Source organism: Arthrobacter sp. Ld5 (genome assembly GCF_051172775.1).
Lineage (GTDB): Bacteria > Actinomycetota > Actinomycetes > Actinomycetales > Micrococcaceae > Arthrobacter_D.
This window is the reverse complement of sequence record NZ_JBPKBO010000024.1, coordinates 47291-65178: the sequence shown is the minus strand read 5'-3', so window position 1 is coordinate 65178 and position 17888 is coordinate 47291. Positions and strand designations below refer to the sequence as shown.

At 71.3% G+C, this 17888-nt stretch carries 18 protein-coding genes; 12 read left to right on the top strand and 6 right to left on the bottom strand.

Annotation, left to right across the window (positions count from 1 at the left end; genetic code table 11):
- On the bottom strand, nucleotides 1-1065 hold the full coding sequence (locus ACSGDB_RS13230; RefSeq protein WP_434995301.1) for a S1C family serine protease: 1065 nt from the start codon (nucleotides 1063-1065) through the stop codon (nucleotides 1-3).
- Between the two features lie 128 nt (nucleotides 1066-1193).
- Nucleotides 1194-1550 carry a hypothetical protein gene (locus ACSGDB_RS13225; RefSeq protein WP_434995300.1) on the bottom strand — a complete coding sequence of 119 codons (357 nt, stop codon included), beginning with the start codon at nucleotides 1548-1550 and terminating at the stop codon, nucleotides 1194-1196.
- Nucleotides 1551-1630: 80 nt separating this feature from the next.
- Here ACSGDB_RS13225 and ACSGDB_RS13220 point away from each other — a divergent pair, with 80 nt between their 5' ends.
- From ACSGDB_RS13220 to ACSGDB_RS13195, 6 genes are all read left to right on the top strand, one after another.
- Nucleotides 1631-2992, top strand: a complete 1362-nt coding sequence (locus tag ACSGDB_RS13220; RefSeq protein WP_434995299.1) for an MATE family efflux transporter — start codon at nucleotides 1631-1633, stop codon at nucleotides 2990-2992.
- A 169-nt stretch (nucleotides 2993-3161) separates the two neighbouring features.
- Complete coding sequence (locus tag ACSGDB_RS13215; RefSeq protein WP_434995298.1) at nucleotides 3162-4031, top strand: GAF domain-containing protein; 870 nt, start codon at nucleotides 3162-3164, stop codon at nucleotides 4029-4031.
- Nucleotides 4032-4166: 135 nt separating this feature from the next.
- A complete protein-coding gene (locus ACSGDB_RS13210; protein WP_434995296.1) occupies nucleotides 4167-5465 on the top strand; it encodes a hemolysin family protein in 1299 nt (432 codons plus the stop codon).
- A 311-nt stretch (nucleotides 5466-5776) separates the two neighbouring features.
- Nucleotides 5777-6388, top strand: a complete 612-nt coding sequence (locus ACSGDB_RS13205) for a hypothetical protein (protein ID WP_434995295.1) — start codon at nucleotides 5777-5779, stop codon at nucleotides 6386-6388.
- A gap of 46 nt (nucleotides 6389-6434) precedes the next feature.
- A complete protein-coding gene (locus tag ACSGDB_RS13200; protein WP_434995294.1) occupies nucleotides 6435-6827 on the top strand; it encodes a hypothetical protein in 393 nt (130 codons plus the stop codon).
- 47 nt (nucleotides 6828-6874) lie between these two features.
- Nucleotides 6875-8425, top strand: a complete 1551-nt coding sequence (locus ACSGDB_RS13195) for an AAA family ATPase (RefSeq protein ID WP_434995293.1) — start codon at nucleotides 6875-6877, stop codon at nucleotides 8423-8425.
- Between the two features lie 18 nt (nucleotides 8426-8443).
- Here the strand turns inward: ACSGDB_RS13195 and ACSGDB_RS13190 are convergent, their stop codons facing one another.
- Entirely contained in the window at nucleotides 8444-8989 is a 546-nt protein-coding gene (locus tag ACSGDB_RS13190; protein WP_434995290.1) for a CGNR zinc finger domain-containing protein, read from the bottom strand.
- 88 nt (nucleotides 8990-9077) lie between these two features.
- Between ACSGDB_RS13190 and ACSGDB_RS13185 the strand changes: the two genes are divergently transcribed.
- The 3 genes from ACSGDB_RS13185 to ACSGDB_RS13175 all read left to right on the top strand — a co-directional run bounded on the left by ACSGDB_RS13185 (nucleotide 9078) and on the right by ACSGDB_RS13175 (nucleotide 12494).
- Nucleotides 9078-10052 carry an EamA family transporter gene (locus ACSGDB_RS13185; RefSeq protein WP_434995289.1) on the top strand — a complete coding sequence of 325 codons (975 nt, stop codon included), beginning with the start codon at nucleotides 9078-9080 and terminating at the stop codon, nucleotides 10050-10052.
- Nucleotides 10053-10147: 95 nt separating this feature from the next.
- The gene (locus ACSGDB_RS13180) at nucleotides 10148-10915 is read left to right on the top strand and encodes a hypothetical protein (protein ID WP_434995287.1); all 768 of its coding nucleotides are present in this window, start codon (nucleotides 10148-10150) and stop codon (nucleotides 10913-10915) included.
- A gap of 133 nt (nucleotides 10916-11048) precedes the next feature.
- A complete protein-coding gene (locus ACSGDB_RS13175) occupies nucleotides 11049-12494 on the top strand; it encodes an MFS transporter (protein ID WP_434995286.1) in 1446 nt (481 codons plus the stop codon).
- A 33-nt stretch (nucleotides 12495-12527) separates the two neighbouring features.
- On the opposite strand, the gene ACSGDB_RS13170 is transcribed toward ACSGDB_RS13175, so the two are convergent.
- The 3 genes from ACSGDB_RS13170 to ACSGDB_RS13160 are packed head-to-tail and all read right to left on the bottom strand — an operon-like array spanning nucleotide 12528 to nucleotide 15360.
- Nucleotides 12528-14777 carry a heavy metal translocating P-type ATPase gene (locus ACSGDB_RS13170; protein ID WP_434995284.1) on the bottom strand — a complete coding sequence of 750 codons (2250 nt, stop codon included), beginning with the start codon at nucleotides 14775-14777 and terminating at the stop codon, nucleotides 12528-12530.
- A 1-nt stretch (nucleotide 14778) separates the two neighbouring features.
- Nucleotides 14779-15003 (bottom strand): heavy-metal-associated domain-containing protein, encoded by a 225-nt coding sequence (locus tag ACSGDB_RS13165; protein WP_434995283.1) that lies wholly within the window; start codon nucleotides 15001-15003, stop codon nucleotides 14779-14781.
- Nucleotides 15004-15033: 30 nt separating this feature from the next.
- Nucleotides 15034-15360 (bottom strand): metal-sensitive transcriptional regulator, encoded by a 327-nt coding sequence (locus tag ACSGDB_RS13160; RefSeq protein ID WP_434995281.1) that lies wholly within the window; start codon nucleotides 15358-15360, stop codon nucleotides 15034-15036.
- A 141-nt stretch (nucleotides 15361-15501) separates the two neighbouring features.
- On the opposite strand from ACSGDB_RS13160, the gene ACSGDB_RS13155 reads away from it, so the two are divergent.
- The 3 genes from ACSGDB_RS13155 (at nucleotide 15502) to ACSGDB_RS13145 (ending at nucleotide 17852) form a co-directional block, all read left to right on the top strand.
- Complete coding sequence (locus tag ACSGDB_RS13155; RefSeq protein WP_434995280.1) at nucleotides 15502-16161, top strand: DUF305 domain-containing protein; 660 nt, start codon at nucleotides 15502-15504, stop codon at nucleotides 16159-16161.
- Nucleotides 16162-16286: 125 nt separating this feature from the next.
- Nucleotides 16287-16940, top strand: coding sequence for a DUF3105 domain-containing protein (locus ACSGDB_RS13150; protein ID WP_434995279.1), 654 nt, complete (start codon nucleotides 16287-16289; stop codon nucleotides 16938-16940).
- A gap of 171 nt (nucleotides 16941-17111) precedes the next feature.
- Entirely contained in the window at nucleotides 17112-17852 is a 741-nt protein-coding gene (locus ACSGDB_RS13145; protein ID WP_434995278.1) for a GAF and ANTAR domain-containing protein, read from the top strand.
- The last annotated feature ends 36 nt before the right edge of the window (nucleotides 17853-17888 follow it).

The following is a 17888-nucleotide window of genomic DNA, read 5'->3' as shown; positions in this document are numbered from 1 at the left end:
TCAGGAGCCCGGCGGCCGATCGGCGAGCGTCACGTCCACCGTCTGCGTCTCGGAGCCACGCTGCACCTCGACCGGGACCGTGTCGCCCGGATCGTACTGGCGCAGCGTCGAGAGGAGGTCCTCTGCGGTGGCTATCTCCTCGTCCCCGATCCTCGTGATGATGTCGCCCGGGCGGATGCCGGCGTCGTCGGCCGGCCCGCCCTGCGGGACGGACAGGACCACCGCGCCCGTGGCGTCCTCGAGATTCAGCTGTTGGGCGATCTGGGGTGTGATCGGGCCCGGGACGACCCCCATGAACGCGTGGTCCGCGGTGCCGTCCTCCCGGAGTTCCTCCGCCACTTCGGTGGCCACGGCGGCGGGGATCGCGAAACCGAGGGCGACGGCGCCCTGCGAGGGCGGGATGTAGGCCTCGCTGATGCCCATGATCTCGCCCTGCCCGTTCACCACGGCGCCGCCGGAGTTGCCGGGGCTGATGGCCGCGTCCGTCTGGATCAGATCCACCAGGGACTGGCTCGTGGCCGCCGAGCCGGGGATCTCCCTGTGCAGCCCGGAGACGATGCCGGACGTCGCGGTGTTCGCGAAGCCGAGTGGCGAACCGATGACGACGGCGAGCTCGCCGATGCGCGGCAGCTCCTCCCGGAAGGTCGCGGCCGGCAGGTCGCTGCGATCGGCCTGCACGAGGGCCAGATCGGTGACGGGGTCCGTGGCGTCGACCGTCCCGGACACCCGCTGACCGTCGGCGAAGGCCACCTCGACCTCCTCGTTGCCCCGGACCACGTGCTCATTGGTGAGAATGAGCCCGTCCCCCGTGTAGATCACGCCGCTGCCGAGTCCCTCCTCGGTGAAGATGGTGACCACCGAGGGCTGGACCGCCGCGACGATGTCCGGGATGCCGAGGTCCTGCCCGACCCCCGGCCCGCCCCCGCTGGAGTCGGCGCCCTCGCCCTGCGTCTGCGTCGGGGCATCGGGGGCGTCCCCGCCGCCGTCCGTACAGCCGGTCACGGCCAGCAGGAGCGCGCACAGCAGGGCCGGCAGGGGAGCGGGGGTCCCGGTTCTCCGCGTCATGAGTGGGTCCTCTCTGCAGTCGACGGCCACCCGGCAGGCCCCGCCCGGTCGCTGCCTGACACGCTATGGAGCACCGCAGCCTCTCACAAGGGCCGAAAGAGCCCGTTGCGGCAGAGGGGATCCCCGGATCAGGAGCGCCCGTCGGTGCCCTGGTCCCGTCGGCGCAGCGGATTCTCACGCCAGTCCGCGCGGTCGGAGGGATCCGGGCCGTATCCGGGGCGCAGCAGCGGCTCGTCGGGGTCGTCCTCCGGGTTCGCCCCCCGGGGTGCGCCCGCGCGGTGGGTGAGCCAGTACCCCCAGCCGATGCAGGCCGCGGCGGCGAGGATGATCAGGAACCCGATGGCCAGGAGGAGCGGTGCCTCCGTGGGCGCGGGCGTGCCCGTGGAGTCGGCCCGGGCGAAGTCCGAGACCGCCTGGGGGACGAAGAGGGTGCTGACGAACAGCAGGCCGAGGCCTGTCAGGTACTGCTTGACGCCGAGTTTCATGATTTCCCTGGGTGTCCTTGCGGGCGGATCGCGGGCACTTCCAGCTTAGGCGCTGGCGTCCCTGCCCCTACGCTGGACGGGTGGACCGATCCCTGCCCAGCAACCGCCGGCTCAGCGGCAGTATCCTCCGGCTCGCCGTCCCGGCGCTGGGCGCCCTGATCGTCGAGCCGCTCTTCCTGCTCGCCGATGCCGCGATCGTGGGGCGCCTCGGCGTCGAGGAGCTGGCCGGGATGGGGCTCGCCTCCACGGTGCTGCAGACCGCCGTCGGTCTCATGGTCTTCCTCGCCTACTCCACCACGCCGGCCGTCGCACGTCTGCTCGGCGCCGGACGCCTGCCGGAGGCGCTCGCCGTCGGGCGCGACGGCGTGGGCCTTGCCGTCGCGCTCGGGATCGTCCTGTCCGCGCTCGGCTGGGCCACCGCGCCACAGCTCGCATCGCTGATGGGTGCCGACGGGGCGGTGCACACCTTCGCCGTCGACTATCTCCGCTGGTCGATGCCGGGGCTGACCGCCATGCTGGTGGTGCTCGCCGCGACCGGCGTGCTGCGCGGGCTGCAGGACACACGCACGCCGCTGATCGTCGCGGGCGCGGGGTTCGGCGTCAACATCGTGCTCAACTACCTGCTCGTCTACGGCGCCGGGATGTCCGTGGCCGGGTCCGCGCTCGGGACGAGCCTCGCCCAGTGGGGCATGGCGGCCGTCTACCTCGGCATGATCGTCCGCGCGTCCAGGAGGCAGCGGGTGCCCCTGAGGCCGTCCCTGCGCGGCATCCGGCGCACGGTCGGCGTCGGATCGTGGCTCATGCTGCGTACGCTGTCGCTGCGCGTGGCGATCCTCGCGACGGTGTTCGTCGCGACCGCGCAGGGGCCGCTCGGCCTCGCCTCGCACCAGCTCGTCATGACGGTCTTCACGTTCCTCGCCTTCGCCCTCGACGCCCTCGCCATCGCCGCGCAGGCCCTGATCGGCAAGGAACTCGGGTCCGGGAACCGGCCGCTCGCGGCGGCGCTCACGCGGCGCATGATCACGTGGGGCGTGGCGTTCGGCGTCGTCACAGGGTGCGCGCTCGCCGCCGCGGCGCCGTTCGTAGGGTGGATCTTCACCGCGGATCCGGCGGTCCAGGCGGCGTTCGCGGCCGGCCTGTGGGTGCTGGCCGCGTTCCAGCCGGTCTGCGGCCTCGTCTTCGTGCTCGACGGCGTCCTCATCGGGGCGGGCGACGCGCGCTACCTGGCGATCGCCGGCGTCGTGAACCTGATGGTGTACCTGCCGCTGCTCGGCCTCGTGGGGATGGCGGACCTGACGGGCGGAGCCGGCATCGTCTGGCTGTGGCTCGCGTTCGGTGGCGGCTACATGCTGGCGCGCGCGGCGACCCTGGGGTGGCGGATCCGCGATGATCGCTGGATGGTGACCGGGGCGACGCGCCGCGCGGTGGCGCGGGAGGTATAGCCCCTGCCCTGATCCTGTCGACCTGGCCTGGTCGGTCCTCGCCCCCCGCCCGGTTGTCCACTTCGGCTCGCAGGCCGGGCGCGACGCACGCGCATCGGGTGCAGGGGCTAACGTGAGGGATGACCGGCGGTCGTCCGGCCGACACGGGCATTCTTGGGGGAGCGGCATCATGATCAGCGAGGACGTGCAGCAGTGGATGGCTGTCCAGGCCCTCCGGACCACGGATTTCGATGCATCGTCGGTATGGGACACCTACGCGGGTCTCGGCGGCGCGTGCGACGTCCAGGAGGTGGTCACCTACTTCGAGGGCGGGGGCACCCTCCCTGCCCCGGATCGCGACCTGGTGGCCCATGCGCTGAACGAGATGATCGACGACGCCGGGCTCGCGGTGGACGGCGCCCACTACAGCACCGATGAGATCGCGGACGGGTCCGGTTTCGGGGACAACCTCCGGGTCCTGGAACTGGATCCCGACGGGCACAGGTTCGACCGCCCTGCCGCGACCGCGCCGTACGGGATCGCCGGGGACGGTGAGGACATCGACGGCGTCTCGGAGCAGGAGGACGACGACGAGTACCGGCGATGCCAGGCCCTCTACGAGACGGGGCTGCTGGACATGGGGGCCGAAGACCGCTTCGATCGCTACACGAAGCGGGCCCGCGAGCATTTCGGCGTGAGCTCCTCCTCGATCGCGCTGATCACCGAGGACCGGCAGGTCATCAAGTCCGTCGCGGGCCCGATCGGACAGGACCTCCCCCGGGAGATCGCCCTCTGCGCTCGCACCATCGAAGCCCCCCAGGCCCTGGTCATCACGGATGCCAGGACCGACCCCGAGTACCGTGAGCATCCGCTCGTCGTCGACGGCCCCCGTATCGGCTTCTACGCCGGCTACCCGATCACGACCGCCGACGGATGGCGGATCGGGACGCTCTGCCTCATCGACGACCGCCCGCGGTCCTTCAGCGACGACGACGCGCTGTACCTCCAGCGCATGGCGCTGGACCTCCAGATCGAGATCTGGGTCGGCCCCACCGGCTGAGACGCCGGGTGCCGCCGGGTCGACCGCACTGCATCTTCTTTCCTAGAGTGGACTCATGACTCGCTCTTCCGAGACCTCGTCCGACTGCGATAGACCCGGCGCCCGGCGGCTGCCGGGCACGTCCGGAAGCGTTCGATGAGCGGAGAGCTGCTGGTCAACATCGCGCTGGTGGTGGTGTTCGTCCTCATCGGTGGCGTGTTCGCCGCGACAGAGATGGCCTTGGTGACGCTGCGCGACAGCCAGGTCAACGCGATAGCGCAGCGGGGCAGGCGGGGCGAGAAGGTCGCCGCACTCGCCCGCAACCCGAACAGGTTCCTGTCCGCGGTGCAGATCGGGGTGACGGTCGCCGGGTTCGCCTCGGCCGCCTACGGAGCCGCGTCCATCGCCCCGTCCGTCGCGCCGCTGCTGGTCTCGCTCGGCTTGAGCGCATCGGCCGCACTGACGGTCGCCACGATCCTGCTCACACTGGTGGTCGCCTACCTGTCGCTCGTGCTCGGCGAGCTGGCACCGAAGCGGCTCGCGATCCAGCGCAATGCCCAGTTCGCGTATGCGGTGGCACCGGTCCTGAACGGTTTCGCGCACCTCATGCGGCCGGTGATCTGGCTGCTGTCCGTGTCCACGAACGCGGTGGTCCGGCTCCTCGGCGGGGACCCGAACCAGCGGAGCGAGGAGATGACGGAGGAGGAACTCCGCGACATCGTGACCACCCACGAGGGACTGCCCGAGGACGAGCGCCGCATCCTCGACGACGTGCTCTCGCTCCGTGACCGGCAGATCAGCGAGGTGATGCGCCCCCGGCCGGAGGTGGTGGCCGTCAACAGCGGCCAGTCCGTCGCTGAGGCCATCGCGCACATCGAGGGGCTACCGTTCTCCCGCTACCCGGTCGTGGATCAGTCCATCGACGACATCACCGGATTCGTGCATGTCCGCGACCTGTACGACGCCGCGTCCCAGGATCCGGACGCACCCCTGGAGCAGGTCCTCCGCCCGATCCCCTACCTGCCCGCGACCGCCCGGGTCCTGCCGACCCTCACGAAGCTCCGTGCGCGGAACACCCACATCGCGGTCGTGATCGACGAGTACGGCGGCACGGACGGGATCGTCACCCTGGAGGACCTCGTCGAGGAGGTCGTCGGGGAGATCTTCGACGAGTACGACACCGACGCGGCGCCCCTCAAACTGGCGGAGGGCGGAGGCGTCGTCGACGGCAGGCTGAACCTGCAGGACTTCGCCGAGGCCACCGGCATCGACCTGCCGCGCGGGACATGGGACACGGTCGCCGGTTTCGTCCTCGACCGCCTCGGCCGGCTCGCGGCGGAGGGGGACATCGTGGAGGTCGACGGCGTCACGCTCCAGGTCACGAGCATCGACCGGCGGCGTATCGCGGAGCTCCTCGTCATACCGCCGGACGCTCCGGCATCGGACGACCGCTGAGTCCTTCGTGCCGAAATCCCTCCGGGGCCGGCTGCTTGACGACCGGAGGGACTCCCACGTTCGTGCACGAGGCCCGTCGGTGTAGTCCGGCTGAAGCCCGCGGACGGATCCGAGGACGGCGTCGGGGGTCGTCCAAGTATGTGCGTCCGAGCAGTGGGTATGCCCGGCAACCCCCATCAAGATCTGCCGTGTTTAACCCTGCGAAAGCTGGTACGGGATCCTCCGGCGGTGCCGACCGGGAGGCGGTGCAGGACTAAACTTGGGACACGCCGGAGACCGCCCGGCCCCGCAATCCTCCAGAGAGGCCCCCGATGGCTGCCGCATCGCCCGCCCCGGCCGTCAGGCCCGACCCCGCCGAGTTCACGGTGTGGAAGCCGTTCCTGGCGCGCGCCGTGGTCAGCGGCGTCTTCGGCCTGATGACGATCTTCTGGCTCGAGCCCTCCACCCTCTCGATGTGCATCATCGGCGGGTCGTACTTCCTGGTGCTCGGCGCCGTGTATCTCTGGACGCACCGTATGGCGCACTGGGGGAAGCGGTTCGGAGTGCCTGCGGCGATCGGCGCCGCAGCACTCCTCGGGGCCGGCGTGGTCAGCCTCGCCCTCCGCACCGACGCGGGCTTCGCGATCGCCGGTGCCGTCGCGCTCGTCGTCGCGGGAGCGGCCGAGCTGGTCCGGGGGCTCGCCGGGCGCGGGCACGTCGCGGCGCGGGACCTCGTGGTCGTCGGCGCCGTCGGCCTCGGCACGGGCGGCATCCTGCCGTTCGTCGAGCCGCTCGGCGCACACGCTCTGCTCGGTGTCACCGGTGGCGGGGCGCTGCTCACCGCCGTCGTGCTGGGCATCGCGGCCCTGAGCTACCGGCACGATTCAGCGCTCAGCGCACCCCGGCGCTCCGGAACCCAGGGCGCGCCGGACCCCGTAAGCTAGGGGCTCTACGCTTCGTAGAAGATTCGCATCACCGGAAGGAGTGCCCGTGGCCAAGCGCCAGCCGGGGAAACCCACCCAGGGACGGTTCCGCTACGGCATCAAGGCGCCCCTCGTCTTCTCGGCTGCCCTGGCCGTGGTGGCCGGGGTCGCCACGGCGATCTTCGCCACGGGCGGCGGATCCAACGAGCTGCGGATGGGCCTGGGCCTGACGGCGGCCGGCATCGCCTTCATCGTCTCCCTCGTGATCTGCGCGATGCTCATGATGGCGGAGACCCCGAATGCCGAGCACCTCAGTCAGGGCTCCGGGGTCAACCGGTCCTCCGCGCGGCCGGACCCCAAGGGTCCGTCCGCGAAGGACCCGGCGGCGCAGGGTCCCTCCGCTTCCGGCAGCGACGACCGGCCCCGGTACGGGGAGCGCCTGCCCACGCAGGATTCCTGACCGGAACGCCTGCCGCCCCTGCTTGACGGCGCTGTTAGCCTGCCCCCATGGGCGACGATGCGCGGGCATTCATCAGGGACTTCGGCACGATGGTGCGCCTCGCGCAGGAAGCGCAGCCGCACCACGCCCGCGGGAGGGAGCTCGTCGAGACCCTCGCAGCGCACCTCGACGCGGACCCGGGCAGCCTCCCGGTGGTGGTCGAGGAGGTCCCGGCACACCGTTTCGTGGACGCTGACATCATCCTCTCGGCGCTGACCCGGCAGGGACGGTGCGTGGGGATCGGCGGCGGTGACCAGCGGCACCACATGTCCCTCGGCGACATGATCCAGCAGTCGGAGCTGTACCCCAACTTCCCGCTGTCCCAGCCCGACTACGCGAACCTGCCCGTCGGCCCGGACGAGCAGCGGCAGGCGATCGCGCTCGGTCTCCGCCTGTTCCACCGCGAGGGCGTCCCCGTCGCTCTTCTGCAGCGCAGGGCCGAGCCCCGGTACGGCCGGCAGGTGGCCTCCCTGGAGGTCCTGTGCGCGGACTCCGACGCCGTCACCGGCCTGCTGGCCGAGTTCCGACGGCGGATGCAGCGCGAGAGCGTGATGAAGGGTCAGGTCCTGTCGCTGACCACCGAGGACTTCGGGCCGAGCGCCGCCGGGATCACCTTCCACCGACGCCCCACCCTGGCGGCTGCCGACGTCATCCTCCCGGACGGCCTGCTCGAGCGCGTCAGTGAGCACGCGCTCGGTATCGCGTCGCACCGCGAGTCGCTCGTCGCGGCCGGCCAGCACCTCAAACGCGGCATCCTGCTGTACGGTCCCGCCGGCACCGGCAAGACCCACACGGTCCGGTACCTGCTGAGCGCGAGCGAGGGCACCACGGCGATCATCCTGTCCGGCGGCACCCTCGCCCACATCGCCGAGGCGGCCCGGACGGCCCGCGCCCTGCAGCCGTCGATCGTCGTCCTCGAGGACTGCGACCTCATCGCCGAGGACCGCAGTTTCGGTCACGGGCCGCAGCCCCTGCTGTTCGAGGTGCTCGACGCCATGGACGGGCTCGACGACGACGCCGATGTCACGTTCGTCCTGACCACCAATCGCGTGGACATGCTGGAGCGCGCGCTCGCGCAGCGTCCCGGGCGTGTCGACCTGGCCGTCGAGGTGCCCCTGCCGGCCGAGCACGAGCGCGCCGAACTGCTGCGGCTGTACGCGCGGCACCTGCCGTTCGGTGCGGAGGCCATCGGATCCGCCGCGGGCAGCACCGCCGGCACCACGGCGTCCTTCACGCGGGAGCTGGTGCGCCGGACCGTCCTCGCCGCCGCGCTGCAGGGCGAGCCCGTGGCGGACGTCCACCTGCTCGCCGCCGTGGACGGGCTGATGGCCGACGACGCGTCGCTGACCCGGAGCCTGCTCGGCAGCGGCGGCCCGGAGCCGGCCGTGGACGTCCCGGTGTCACGTGCGGCGTCGTTCGGGTGGGGGCCGGGTGCGGCGTCGTACGCGGCCGCCCAGCAGGCCCCATCGGGCCCGGGGTTCGCCGACGGCGGGTATTCGGAGGACGGCTTCCCCGATGACGGCGTGGAGGACATCGGCGGCATCGACGGCAGGGCGTGACCGCCGCGGGGCCGCCGGTCAGGCGGTGCTGGCCTTCCGCGCACGGTACGCCTTCACGTGCGTGCGGTTCGCGCAGTTGCCGGTGTCGCAGAAGCGCTTCGAGCGGTTCCGGGTGAGATCGAGCACCACTCCGTCGCAGTCCTCGGCCGCGCAGGAGCGCAGCCGGTCCAGCTCGTGCCCACGGATGACGTCGGCGAGGGCCATGGCCGCCTCCGTCGCCATCCGCTCCTCGAGCGGGGCCTCCGGCGCGGTGGCGTGGAGGTGCCAGTCCCACTCGTCGTGTCGGACCAGCTGGGGGAGCGCGTTCGCCCGGCGGAGGATCCCGTTGACGAGTCCGACGGCGTCCTCCTCCTCGGCGAACCAGATGACCTCGAGTTCGGCACGCAGCGCGCGCACCGCCCTCAACTCGGCGTCGGTGTGGGTGCGGGATCCGCTGAACCGCTGCTCCTCGAGGAACCGGTCGAGCCCCTCGGGCGTGGCCAGGGGGTCGAGGTCATCCTTCGCGGTGTTGATCAGGGCTGCGGCGGAGGCGAGCGCCACCTCCGTGTCATAGGTGAAAGACATGTTGACTCCTGACATCGCGCCGGTCTAGTGTCACGACCATAACCACTCGTCACCCCTGACACCAAGCATCGAACCGAAGGGAGAGGTCGTGTCCCTGCGTCCCGCCGCCGGCCTCTGGATAGCGCTCGTCTCCGCCGCGACATTCGGCGTCTCGGGCCCGTTCGCGAAGTCCCTGCTCGAGATCGGCTGGAGCCCCGGCGCCGCCGTCGGGCTGCGGATCGGAGGTGCCGCCGTCGTGCTGCTCGTCCCCGCGCTGATCGCCCTGCGCGGGCGCTGGTCCACCCTGCGCGGCAACGCGCTGACGATCGTGATCTACGGGACGACGGCGATCGCGCTCTGCCAGCTCTTCTACTTCAACGCCGTGCAGCGCATGTCCGTCGGGGTGTCGCTGCTGCTCGAGTACCTCGCCCCCGTGCTGCTCGTCGGATTCCTCTGGCTGCGCTCGCGGAAGGCCCCGCACGCGCTGACGATCATCGGGTCCGGAACGGCGATCCTCGGGCTCCTGCTGGTGCTCGACCTGGCGGGCGATGCCCGGCTGGACCCCGCCGGCGTGCTGTTCGGTCTCGCCGCCGCCGTCTGCCTCATGGTGTTCTTCCTGATGTCCGCGCGGGTGGACGAGACCCTGCCGCCGATCGTCATGGCCGGCGGCGGCATGGTGGTGGCGGCCGGCACCATCCTGGTGCTGGGACTGACGAACATCATGCCGTTCCGGTTCGTGTTCTCCGACGTCCGGCTGGCCGGGGGCACCTACAGCTGGGTGGTCCCCGTGGCCGTCCTCGTCCTCGTCGCGACAGTCGCCGCCTACGTGACGGGCATCCTCGCGGCGCAGCGCCTCGGCTCCAAGGTGGCGAGTTTCGTGGCCCTCACCGAGGTGATGTTCGCGGTGCTCGCGGCCTGGCTCATCCTCGGTGAGCTGCCCCGGCCCGTGCAGCTGGTCGGCGGGCTGCTGATCGTCGTCGGCGTGGTGTGCGTCCGGGTGGACGAGGTGCGGTCGGCGCCCGGAGGCGGGCTCGAGGCCGCGCTCGACCAGCCCAACCCCGTCGAGCCGCTGCCGCGCCCATAGGTGGTCCGGGAACTCCCGCCCCGCCGTCGTCGGTTGAACCTTTCGTGGCGCCGGCTCTTCCGGCTGCTGCCGGACAACGGGAGGACGCGCACGACGTGGACAGCACAACAGGACAGGGCCGGGGACGCCGGGGCAGGACGCGCCGGCTGCTCCCGGGTCTTCTCCTCCTCGTCGTGCTCGCGGCCACGCTCGCCCTCGTGATCCCCGGCCTGCTGAGCGGCCTGCGGGCCGCAGGCGGCCCGGTGCTCGGGGGAGCGGAGTGCACGGTGACGACGTCGGAGGGGCAGGTGGGGCTCACCCGGGACGAGGCGCAGCGGGCGACGACGGCGGTGGCACTCACGGCGCGCGGGGTGCCGGCCCCGGACACCGCCGGGATCGACGCGGCGGCCCTGCAGCGGCTCGCGGAGGGGCCGGCCGACGACGCCGGTCCCGTCCTGGCCTGCCGCGGCTCGGGGGCTGCCGACCTCCCGGTGCAGGAGCTGACGGCCACCGGCCTCACACCCCGCGCCCAGGAGGTCCGCGACGCGCTGGCCGGGGTGTTCGGGGAGCAGAGCCTGGGCGGGTTCGCCCCGGGCGGCGTCGGGCAGGGGCACGGGGCGGAGTCCACGCACTACGACGGCCGGGCGATCGACGTGTTCTTCCGCCCCGTGACCGAGGAGAACCGGCGCGCCGGGTGGCAGGTGGCCCACTGGCTCGTCGCCCACGCCGAGGACCTCCACATCCAGTACGTCATTTTCGACGACCGGTTCTGGAGCGACCACAGTTCCCGGGCCCAGTGGGGCAACTACGACGCCCCCGCGCCCGCCAACGAGATCCTCCGGCACCTCGACCACGTGCACGTCGACGTGCACCGCGGCGGCTGACCGGGCAGGTGCGGGCCGCCGCGGCGGGCGGGCAGATCCGTGGGAACGCCGCACCGGGTCTGGGCCGCCGCGCCGTGTGCACGGTGGGTCCGCACCCTTCAGGCCGTCGCCGCCCGTCAGTACACTGGGCCGCATGACCGGGCAGGATCCGGCCCCGGAAGGGGCCGCTGCGACCTCCCAGGACGGCGCGGCACCCCGCGACGACGTGACCGCGCGCCCGCCGCGGGCCACGCCCCTCCGCAGTCCGGCCGAGCGGAACCGCACCTTCCTCGGCATCCTGGTGAACACCGGGCTCGCGAACATCACCACGAGTTACCTCTGGTTCGCCCTGACGTTCTGGGCGTACCTGGAGACGCGCAACGTGATCGCCACCGGCGTGATCGGCGGTGCGTACATGCTGCTGATCGCCCTCTCCAGCATCAGCTTCGGCACGTTCGTGGACCGCTACCGCAAGCTCTCCGTCATGCGCTTCGCGGGCGGTGTCACCCTGGTGATGTACGCGCTGGCCGGCGGCGTGTTCCTGGTGACGCCCGCGGCCGACCTCCTCGACCTGCAGCAACCGTGGTTCTGGGTCTTCACCCTGATCATCCTGATCGGTGCGGTCGTGGAGAACCTGCGCAACATCGCGCTCTCCACGACCGTGACCATCCTCATCGAGCCAAACCGGAGGGCCAACGCCAACGGGCTGGTCGGCATGGTGCAGGGCCTCATGTTCATCATCACCTCGGTGCTCTCCGGGCTGTCGATCGGGCTGGTCGGCATGGGCTGGACCATCGTCGTCGCCCTGGCCCTGACGGCGCTCGCCTTCGCCCACCTGCTCGCGCTGCACATGCCCGAGGAGGTGCGCGCGGCGGCGTCGGACGCGCAGGGCGGGTTCGACCTGCGCGGCTCCGTCGCCGCGGTCCTCGCGATCTCGGGGCTGTTCGCGCTCATCATCTTCTCCACGTTCAACAACTTCGTGGGCGGCGTCTACATGGCGCTGATGGACCCCTACGGCCTCGAACTGTTCACCGTGGAGCTGTGGGGGACCTACTTCGCCCTCGGTGCCACCGGGTTCATCCTGGGCGGCCCGCTGATCGGCAAGTTCGGCCTCGGGTCCAACCCGCTGCGCACGATGCTGGTCGCGGTGGTCGTGATGGGGGTGATCGGTGCGGTGTTCACGCTCCGGGAATGGGGATGGCTGTACGTCCTCGGCATCTGGCTCTACCTGGTGCTGGTGCCGTTCGTCGAAGCCGCGGAGCAGACCGTCATCCAGCGGGTGGTCCCCCTGCCCCGGCAGGGACGCGTGTTCGGCTTCGCCATGGCGTTCGAGTCCGCGGCGGCGCCGGTCACCGCGTTCCTCATCGCGCCGATCGCTCAGTACTGGATCATCCCGTACGCACGCTCCGCGGAGGGCGCCTCCCGTCTGGCCCCCCTCCTGGGCGAGGGGACCTCCCGCGGCATCGCACTCGTGTTCCTGGTGGCAGGGATCATCCTCATCGCCGCCGCCCTGCTCGCCTTCCTCACGCCGGTCTACCGCCGGGTGTCGGCGTCCTACGCGCGCTCCGCCGCCGAGACCCCTGCGGCCGCGGCACCGTGACGCGCAGTCACGCGCTGCACCGCGGCCGGACGGCTACCGTCCGAAACGCCGCAGCCGCAGCGAGTTCGCGACGACGAGCACGGAACTCGCGGCCATGGCCGCCCCCGCCAGCATCGGGTTGAGCAGGCCGAGCGCTGCGACGGGGATGCCGACGGCGTTGTAGAAGAAGGCCCAGAACAGGTTCCCCTTGATGGTGCGGAGCGTGCGGCGGGAGAGTTCGATGGCCTGCGCCACCTGCTCCAGGCTGTTGCCCATCACCGTGAGGTCCGCTGCCTCGATGGCGACATCCGTGCCCGACCCCATGGCGATGCCGAGGTCCGCCTGCGCGAGCGCCGCGGCGTCGTTGACGCCGTCACCCGCCATGGCGACGGTGGCCCCGCCGGCCTGCAGTTCCCGCACGGCGTCCACCTTGCCCTCGGGGGAGACCCCCGCGCGGACGTCGGCCGCGTCGATCCCCACCGCGGCGGCCACCTGCAGGGCGACGACCCGGTTGTCCCCGGTGAGCAGGACGGGCCGCAGACCGAGTTCGCGCAGCCGGGCGATCGCGGCCGCCGAGCCGTCCTTGACGGTGTCGGAGAGCGTGATGAGGCCGACGACGTCGTCCCCGATCGCCACCCAGACCGCCGTCCGCCCGGCGTCCTCCGTGGCCGTGAACGTGGACCGCTGGTCCTCGGACGGCCGGATCCCATGATGTTCCAGCCACCCGGCGCGCCCCACGGTGACGACGACGTCGTCGACCTCGCCGCGCACGCCGCCTCCGGGCGCGCTCGAGAAGGCCTGTGCCCCGGGCAGCCGGCCGCCGACCGTGGCGTGCTGCGCGATGGCCTGTGCAATGGGGTGCTCGCTCGCGGACTCCACGGCTCCGGCGACGCGCAGGAGGTCCTGCGCCGGCACCGCGCCGAGCACGACGACGTCGTCCACCGCCATGGTGCCCGTGGTGACGGTGCCGGTCTTGTCCAGCACGATGGTGTCCACGGTGCGGGTGTCCTCGAGGACCTGCGGGCCCCGGATGAGGATGCCCAGCTGGGCGCCGCGGCCGGTGCCGGTCAGGAGCGCGGTCGGAGTGGCGAGGCCGAGCGCGCACGGGCAGGCGATCACCAGCACGGTCACGGACGCCGTGAAGGCCGCGTCGAGGTCGCCGGTCAGGACCATCCACAGCACGAACGTCAGGACCGCGATCCCCAGGACCACGGGGACGAAGACCGCGCTGATGCGGTCCGCGAGCCGCGCGATGCGCGCCTTCCCGCTCTGCGCCTGGCTGACGAGCCGCCCCATCTGGGAGAGCACGGTATCGGAGCCCACACGCGTCGCCTGCACCACGAGCCGGCCCGAGGTGTTGATCGTTGCACCCGTCACGCTGTCGCCGGGGCCCACCTCGACGGGGATGCTCTCGCCCGTGAGCAGGGCGGTGTCCACCGCGCTGTGCCCCTCGGTGACCGTGCCGTCGGTTGCGATCTTCTCCCCCGGCCGGACGACGAACGCGTCCCCGGGGATCAGCGCGTCCGCGGGCAGCATGACCTCGGTCCGCTCGCCGTCCACCGAGCGCAGCACGCGCGCCTCCTTCGCACCGAGGCTCAGGAGCGATTTCAGGGCGTTGCCGGCGCGCTGCTTGGCGGACGCTTCGAGGAAGCGCCCGAGCAGCAGGAAGGTGACGACGACGGCGGCCACCTCGAAGTAGAGGGAGTGCTCGGTCATGTCCATGCCAGCCATGCCCGCGTGCTGCGTCAGGGCCGGGTCGGCGAAGAGCTGCCCGGCCGAGAACAGGAACGCCGCGGTGACGCCGATGGAGACGAGCGTGTCCATGGTGGAGGAGAAGTGCCGTGCATTGATGGCGGCCGCGCGGTGGAACGGCCACGCGGACCACGTCACCACCGGCAGGGACAGCGCGAAGACCACCCAGCCCCAGTTCGCGAACTGCAGCCCGGGGACCATGGAGATCAGCAGTACCGGGACGGACAGGACGGCGGCGACGACCAGGCGGGCGCCGAGGCGCGAGGGCGCGTGATCGTGCGCGTCCCCCTCCGGGTGCTCGGGGTGGACCACGTGAGCGCCGTAGCCCGTGGCCACCACCGTGTCGATCAGGTCCTGGTCGCTGACGGTCGCGGGCACCCGGACCACGGCGCTCTCCAGTGGCAGGTTGACGCTCGCCTCGACGCCGTCGAGCTTGCCGAGCTTCCGCTCGACCCGCCCGACGCACGATGCGCAGGTCATGCCCTGGATGGAGAGCTCGACGACGCGATGCTCCTGCTCGGTGCCCCGGGCGGGGGCCTCCCGCGTGACCATGTCAGGACCCGGCGGGCACCACGGTGTAGCCGGCCTCGGCGACGGCGTCGTCGATCGAGGCGGCATCCAGCGGTGTGGAGGAGGAGATGGTGGCGGTGGAGGTGCCACCGTTGACGAGTTCGACGTCGACGGTCTCGACGCCGGGCAGTCCGGACAGCTCGCTCGTCACGGCGCTGACGCAGTGGCCGCAGGTCATGCCGGTGATGTTGACGGTGGTGGTGGTCATCATGTTCTCCTCGGTGGGTGGTTGATCGGTCTAGCGCAGGAGGCGGCCGATGGCGGCCGCGGCCTCCTGGACCTTCTCCTGCACGGCATCGTTGTTGCCGGAGAGTTGGGAATCCTGGGCGGCGCCGACCACGCAGTGCGCGATGTGCTCCTCGAGCAGTCCCATCGAGACGGCGTGCAGCGCCTTGTTGACGGCCGCGACCTGCGTGAGGATGTCGATGCAGTACTTGTCCTCCTCGACCATCCGCGCGATACCGCGCACCTGGCCCTCCACGCGCCGCAGCCGTTTGAGGTAGGCGTCCTTGTCGGCCGTGTAGCCGTGCTGCGCGGTGTTCTCCGCGTTCGTCCCGCTGGTCATGAAGTGGCTCCTCGCATACGGTTCACGATACCCTTGGGGGGTATAAGCGGCCAAGTCCCACCGTTATTCCTGCGTGGAGGAAACGCCCAGCAGGATGCCCTACGGTGGCTGACCGGAACACTATTCGACCCAAGGACATCCATGACCCTCTCGCTGCCGGGCTGGCAGAAGCGAGTTCTCCTGGTCCTCGCCGGGATCGCCGTCGTCGCACTGTTCGGTCTTGCCTTCACCGCGGGCCGCGTCTCGGCCGGGCCCTCCTATCCGGACGCCGACAGCGCTGATGCGGGGTTCGCCCGGGACATGCAGGTGCACCACAACCAGGCCGTGGAGATGTCCATGATCGTGCGGGACAACGTCGAGGACGAGACCCTCCGCTCCATCGCCTACGACATCGCGCTGACCCAGCAGCAGCAGGCGGGGCAGATGTACGCCTGGCTCGAGGAGTGGGGGCTGCCGCAGAGCGACCCCCAGCCGCGCATGGAGTGGATGGCGGACGCGGGAGACCATGGCGGGATGGACATGGGGTCGGGGGCCGAGGCCGGCTCCATGCTCACCCCGGACGGACTCATGCCGGGCATGGCGACCGAGGCGCAGCTCGACGAACTGCGCGCCGCGCGCGGGGAGGACGCCGAGCGCCTGTACCTGCAGCTCATGATCACCCATCACGAAGCAGGCGTGGACATGGCCGCAGCGGGCGCCGAGCTCGCGGAGACGGAGCAGGTGCGCACGCTGTCCACGAAGATCCAGTCCGGCCAGCAGGCCGAGATCAACCTCATGCAGACCATGCTCGACGCCCTGTAGCGCCGCCTGCCCGGCCGCCCCGCAGGGCGGTTCAGGGACGGACGGCACCCGCCGGTACATTTGGTTCCGGCGCTCACCGACCAGCGGCGACCGCCGCAGCCACCCCAGCACCGGAGGACAGCTCGTTGAACAAGAAACGGTCTCAGGAGAACCAGGACCGCCAGGCGCGCCTGGCCGCCATCCAAGCCCAGCAGCGGGCGGGTGAACGCAAGCGCAACGCCCTCATCTTCGGCGGGATCGGCGCGGTCATCCTGGCGATCATCATCGCGGTGACCCTGGTCATCGTGAACCAGGTGCAGGACACCCGGGAGCGCGAAGCCCTGGCGTCCCAGCCGATCGAGGGGGTCCAGGAGTACCCGGACGTGACGTTCGAGCACGTGGACGGACCCGTGGAGTACGAGCAGTCGCCGCCCGTCGGGGGGGACCACAATCCCATCTGGACCAACTGCGGCGTCTACACCGAGCCCCTCCCCAACGAGAACACCGTCCACTCGCTCGAGCACGGTGCCGTCTGGATCGCCTACGACCCGGAGATCGGCCAGGCCGAGATCGACAAGCTGACCGAACTGGTCGGGTCGCGCTCCTACGTGCTGCTCAGCCCCTTCCCCGACCTCGAATCGCCCGTGGCCGCCAGCGCCTGGGGTCTCCAGCTCGAGGTCGACTCCGCTGACGACCCCCGTCTGGCCACCTTCCTCACCAAGTACATCCAGGGCGAGCAGACCCGTGAACCGGGGGCGGCCTGCTCCGGTGGCCTGACGCCCGCGGGCCTCGCCTCGTAGGCACGGACCACCGAGGACGGCGCGGCGGGGCCACGGTCCTGCGGCGCCGTCGTCGTTCCATGCCACATCACCGTTTTCACCAGATCCGTTGCCCCGGGCGGTGGGCACTCCGGTACCGTTGCGAGGTGGGCCGCGCATCGGCGGCCCGAAGGACCGGAAGGTATCCCTGTCGTGACCGACCAGCAGATTCTCGGTGAACTGTCCCTGCCCGGCATGCTGCAGGACATGGTCCTGGACAGCTCGGACATCAACGAATTCCTCGACGGCCTGGCGCGGCTCGCTGCGGACACCCTGTCCGGCCCGGACAGGAATGTGATGTGCGGTGTCACCCTGCTGCGCAGCCGCTTCACGGGGACGGTGGCCAGCAGCAGTGAACAGGCGAAGCTCATGGACGAGGTCCAGTACGCGTTCGACGACGGACCGTGCATCCGGGCCGCCCGGGACGGGCAGGTCTACAGCGTCGACGACTTCCTCCAGGAGGAGCGCTTCGGCGACTACACGGCGGCCATCGCCGGGCACGGCATACGGTCCGCCATCGGCGTGCCCATCCCGCTCGACGGCCACGCGGCCGCCGGACTGAACCTGTACGCGGCGCGGCCGCACGCGTTCGACGACGACGCCATCGCCGCGGCGGTGCAGCTCGCCACCGAGGCGTCCAGGTTCCTCCGCATGGCGGTCCGGGTGGCCCACCTCACCGACACCGGCGAGCACCTGCGGGCCGCTATGAGCTCACGCACCACCATCGACGTGGCCGCGGGCATCATCATGGGCCAGAACCGGTGCAGCCACGAGGCGGCCATCACCATCCTGAAGGCCGCGTCCAGCGGACGGAACGTCAAACTGGCGGAGGTCGCCGCCGCCGTGATCACCTCGATCGGCCAGCAGCTCCCGGAGACACACTTCGTCTCCTGATCCGGCGTGCTTCGGTGTGCCTGATCCAGCGTGCGC

Excerpts from the sequence above, each read along its gene's own strand:
- ACSGDB_RS13165 (WP_434995283.1), bottom strand. The coding sequence starts at position 15,003 with ATGACCACCACCACCGTCAACATCACCGGCATGACCTGCGGCCACTGC.
- ACSGDB_RS13175 (WP_434995286.1), top strand. The coding sequence starts at position 11,049 with ATGACCGGGCAGGATCCGGCCCCGGAAGGGGCCGCTGCGACCTCCCAG.
- ACSGDB_RS13225 (WP_434995300.1), bottom strand. The coding sequence starts at position 1,550 with ATGAAACTCGGCGTCAAGCAGTACCTGACAGGCCTCGGCCTGCTGTTC.
- ACSGDB_RS13215 (WP_434995298.1), top strand. The coding sequence starts at position 3,162 with ATGATCAGCGAGGACGTGCAGCAGTGGATGGCTGTCCAGGCCCTCCGG.
- ACSGDB_RS13155 (WP_434995280.1), top strand. The coding sequence starts at position 15,502 with ATGACCCTCTCGCTGCCGGGCTGGCAGAAGCGAGTTCTCCTGGTCCTC.
- ACSGDB_RS13190 (WP_434995290.1), bottom strand. The coding sequence starts at position 8,989 with ATGTCTTTCACCTATGACACGGAGGTGGCGCTCGCCTCCGCCGCAGCC.
- ACSGDB_RS13205 (WP_434995295.1), top strand. The coding sequence starts at position 5,777 with ATGGCTGCCGCATCGCCCGCCCCGGCCGTCAGGCCCGACCCCGCCGAG.
- ACSGDB_RS13210 (WP_434995296.1), top strand. The coding sequence starts at position 4,167 with ATGAGCGGAGAGCTGCTGGTCAACATCGCGCTGGTGGTGGTGTTCGTC.
- ACSGDB_RS13230 (WP_434995301.1), bottom strand. The coding sequence starts at position 1,065 with ATGACGCGGAGAACCGGGACCCCCGCTCCCCTGCCGGCCCTGCTGTGC.
- ACSGDB_RS13170 (WP_434995284.1), bottom strand. The coding sequence starts at position 14,777 with ATGGTCACGCGGGAGGCCCCCGCCCGGGGCACCGAGCAGGAGCATCGC.
- ACSGDB_RS13195 (WP_434995293.1), top strand. The coding sequence starts at position 6,875 with ATGGGCGACGATGCGCGGGCATTCATCAGGGACTTCGGCACGATGGTG.
- ACSGDB_RS13160 (WP_434995281.1), bottom strand. The coding sequence starts at position 15,360 with ATGACCAGCGGGACGAACGCGGAGAACACCGCGCAGCACGGCTACACG.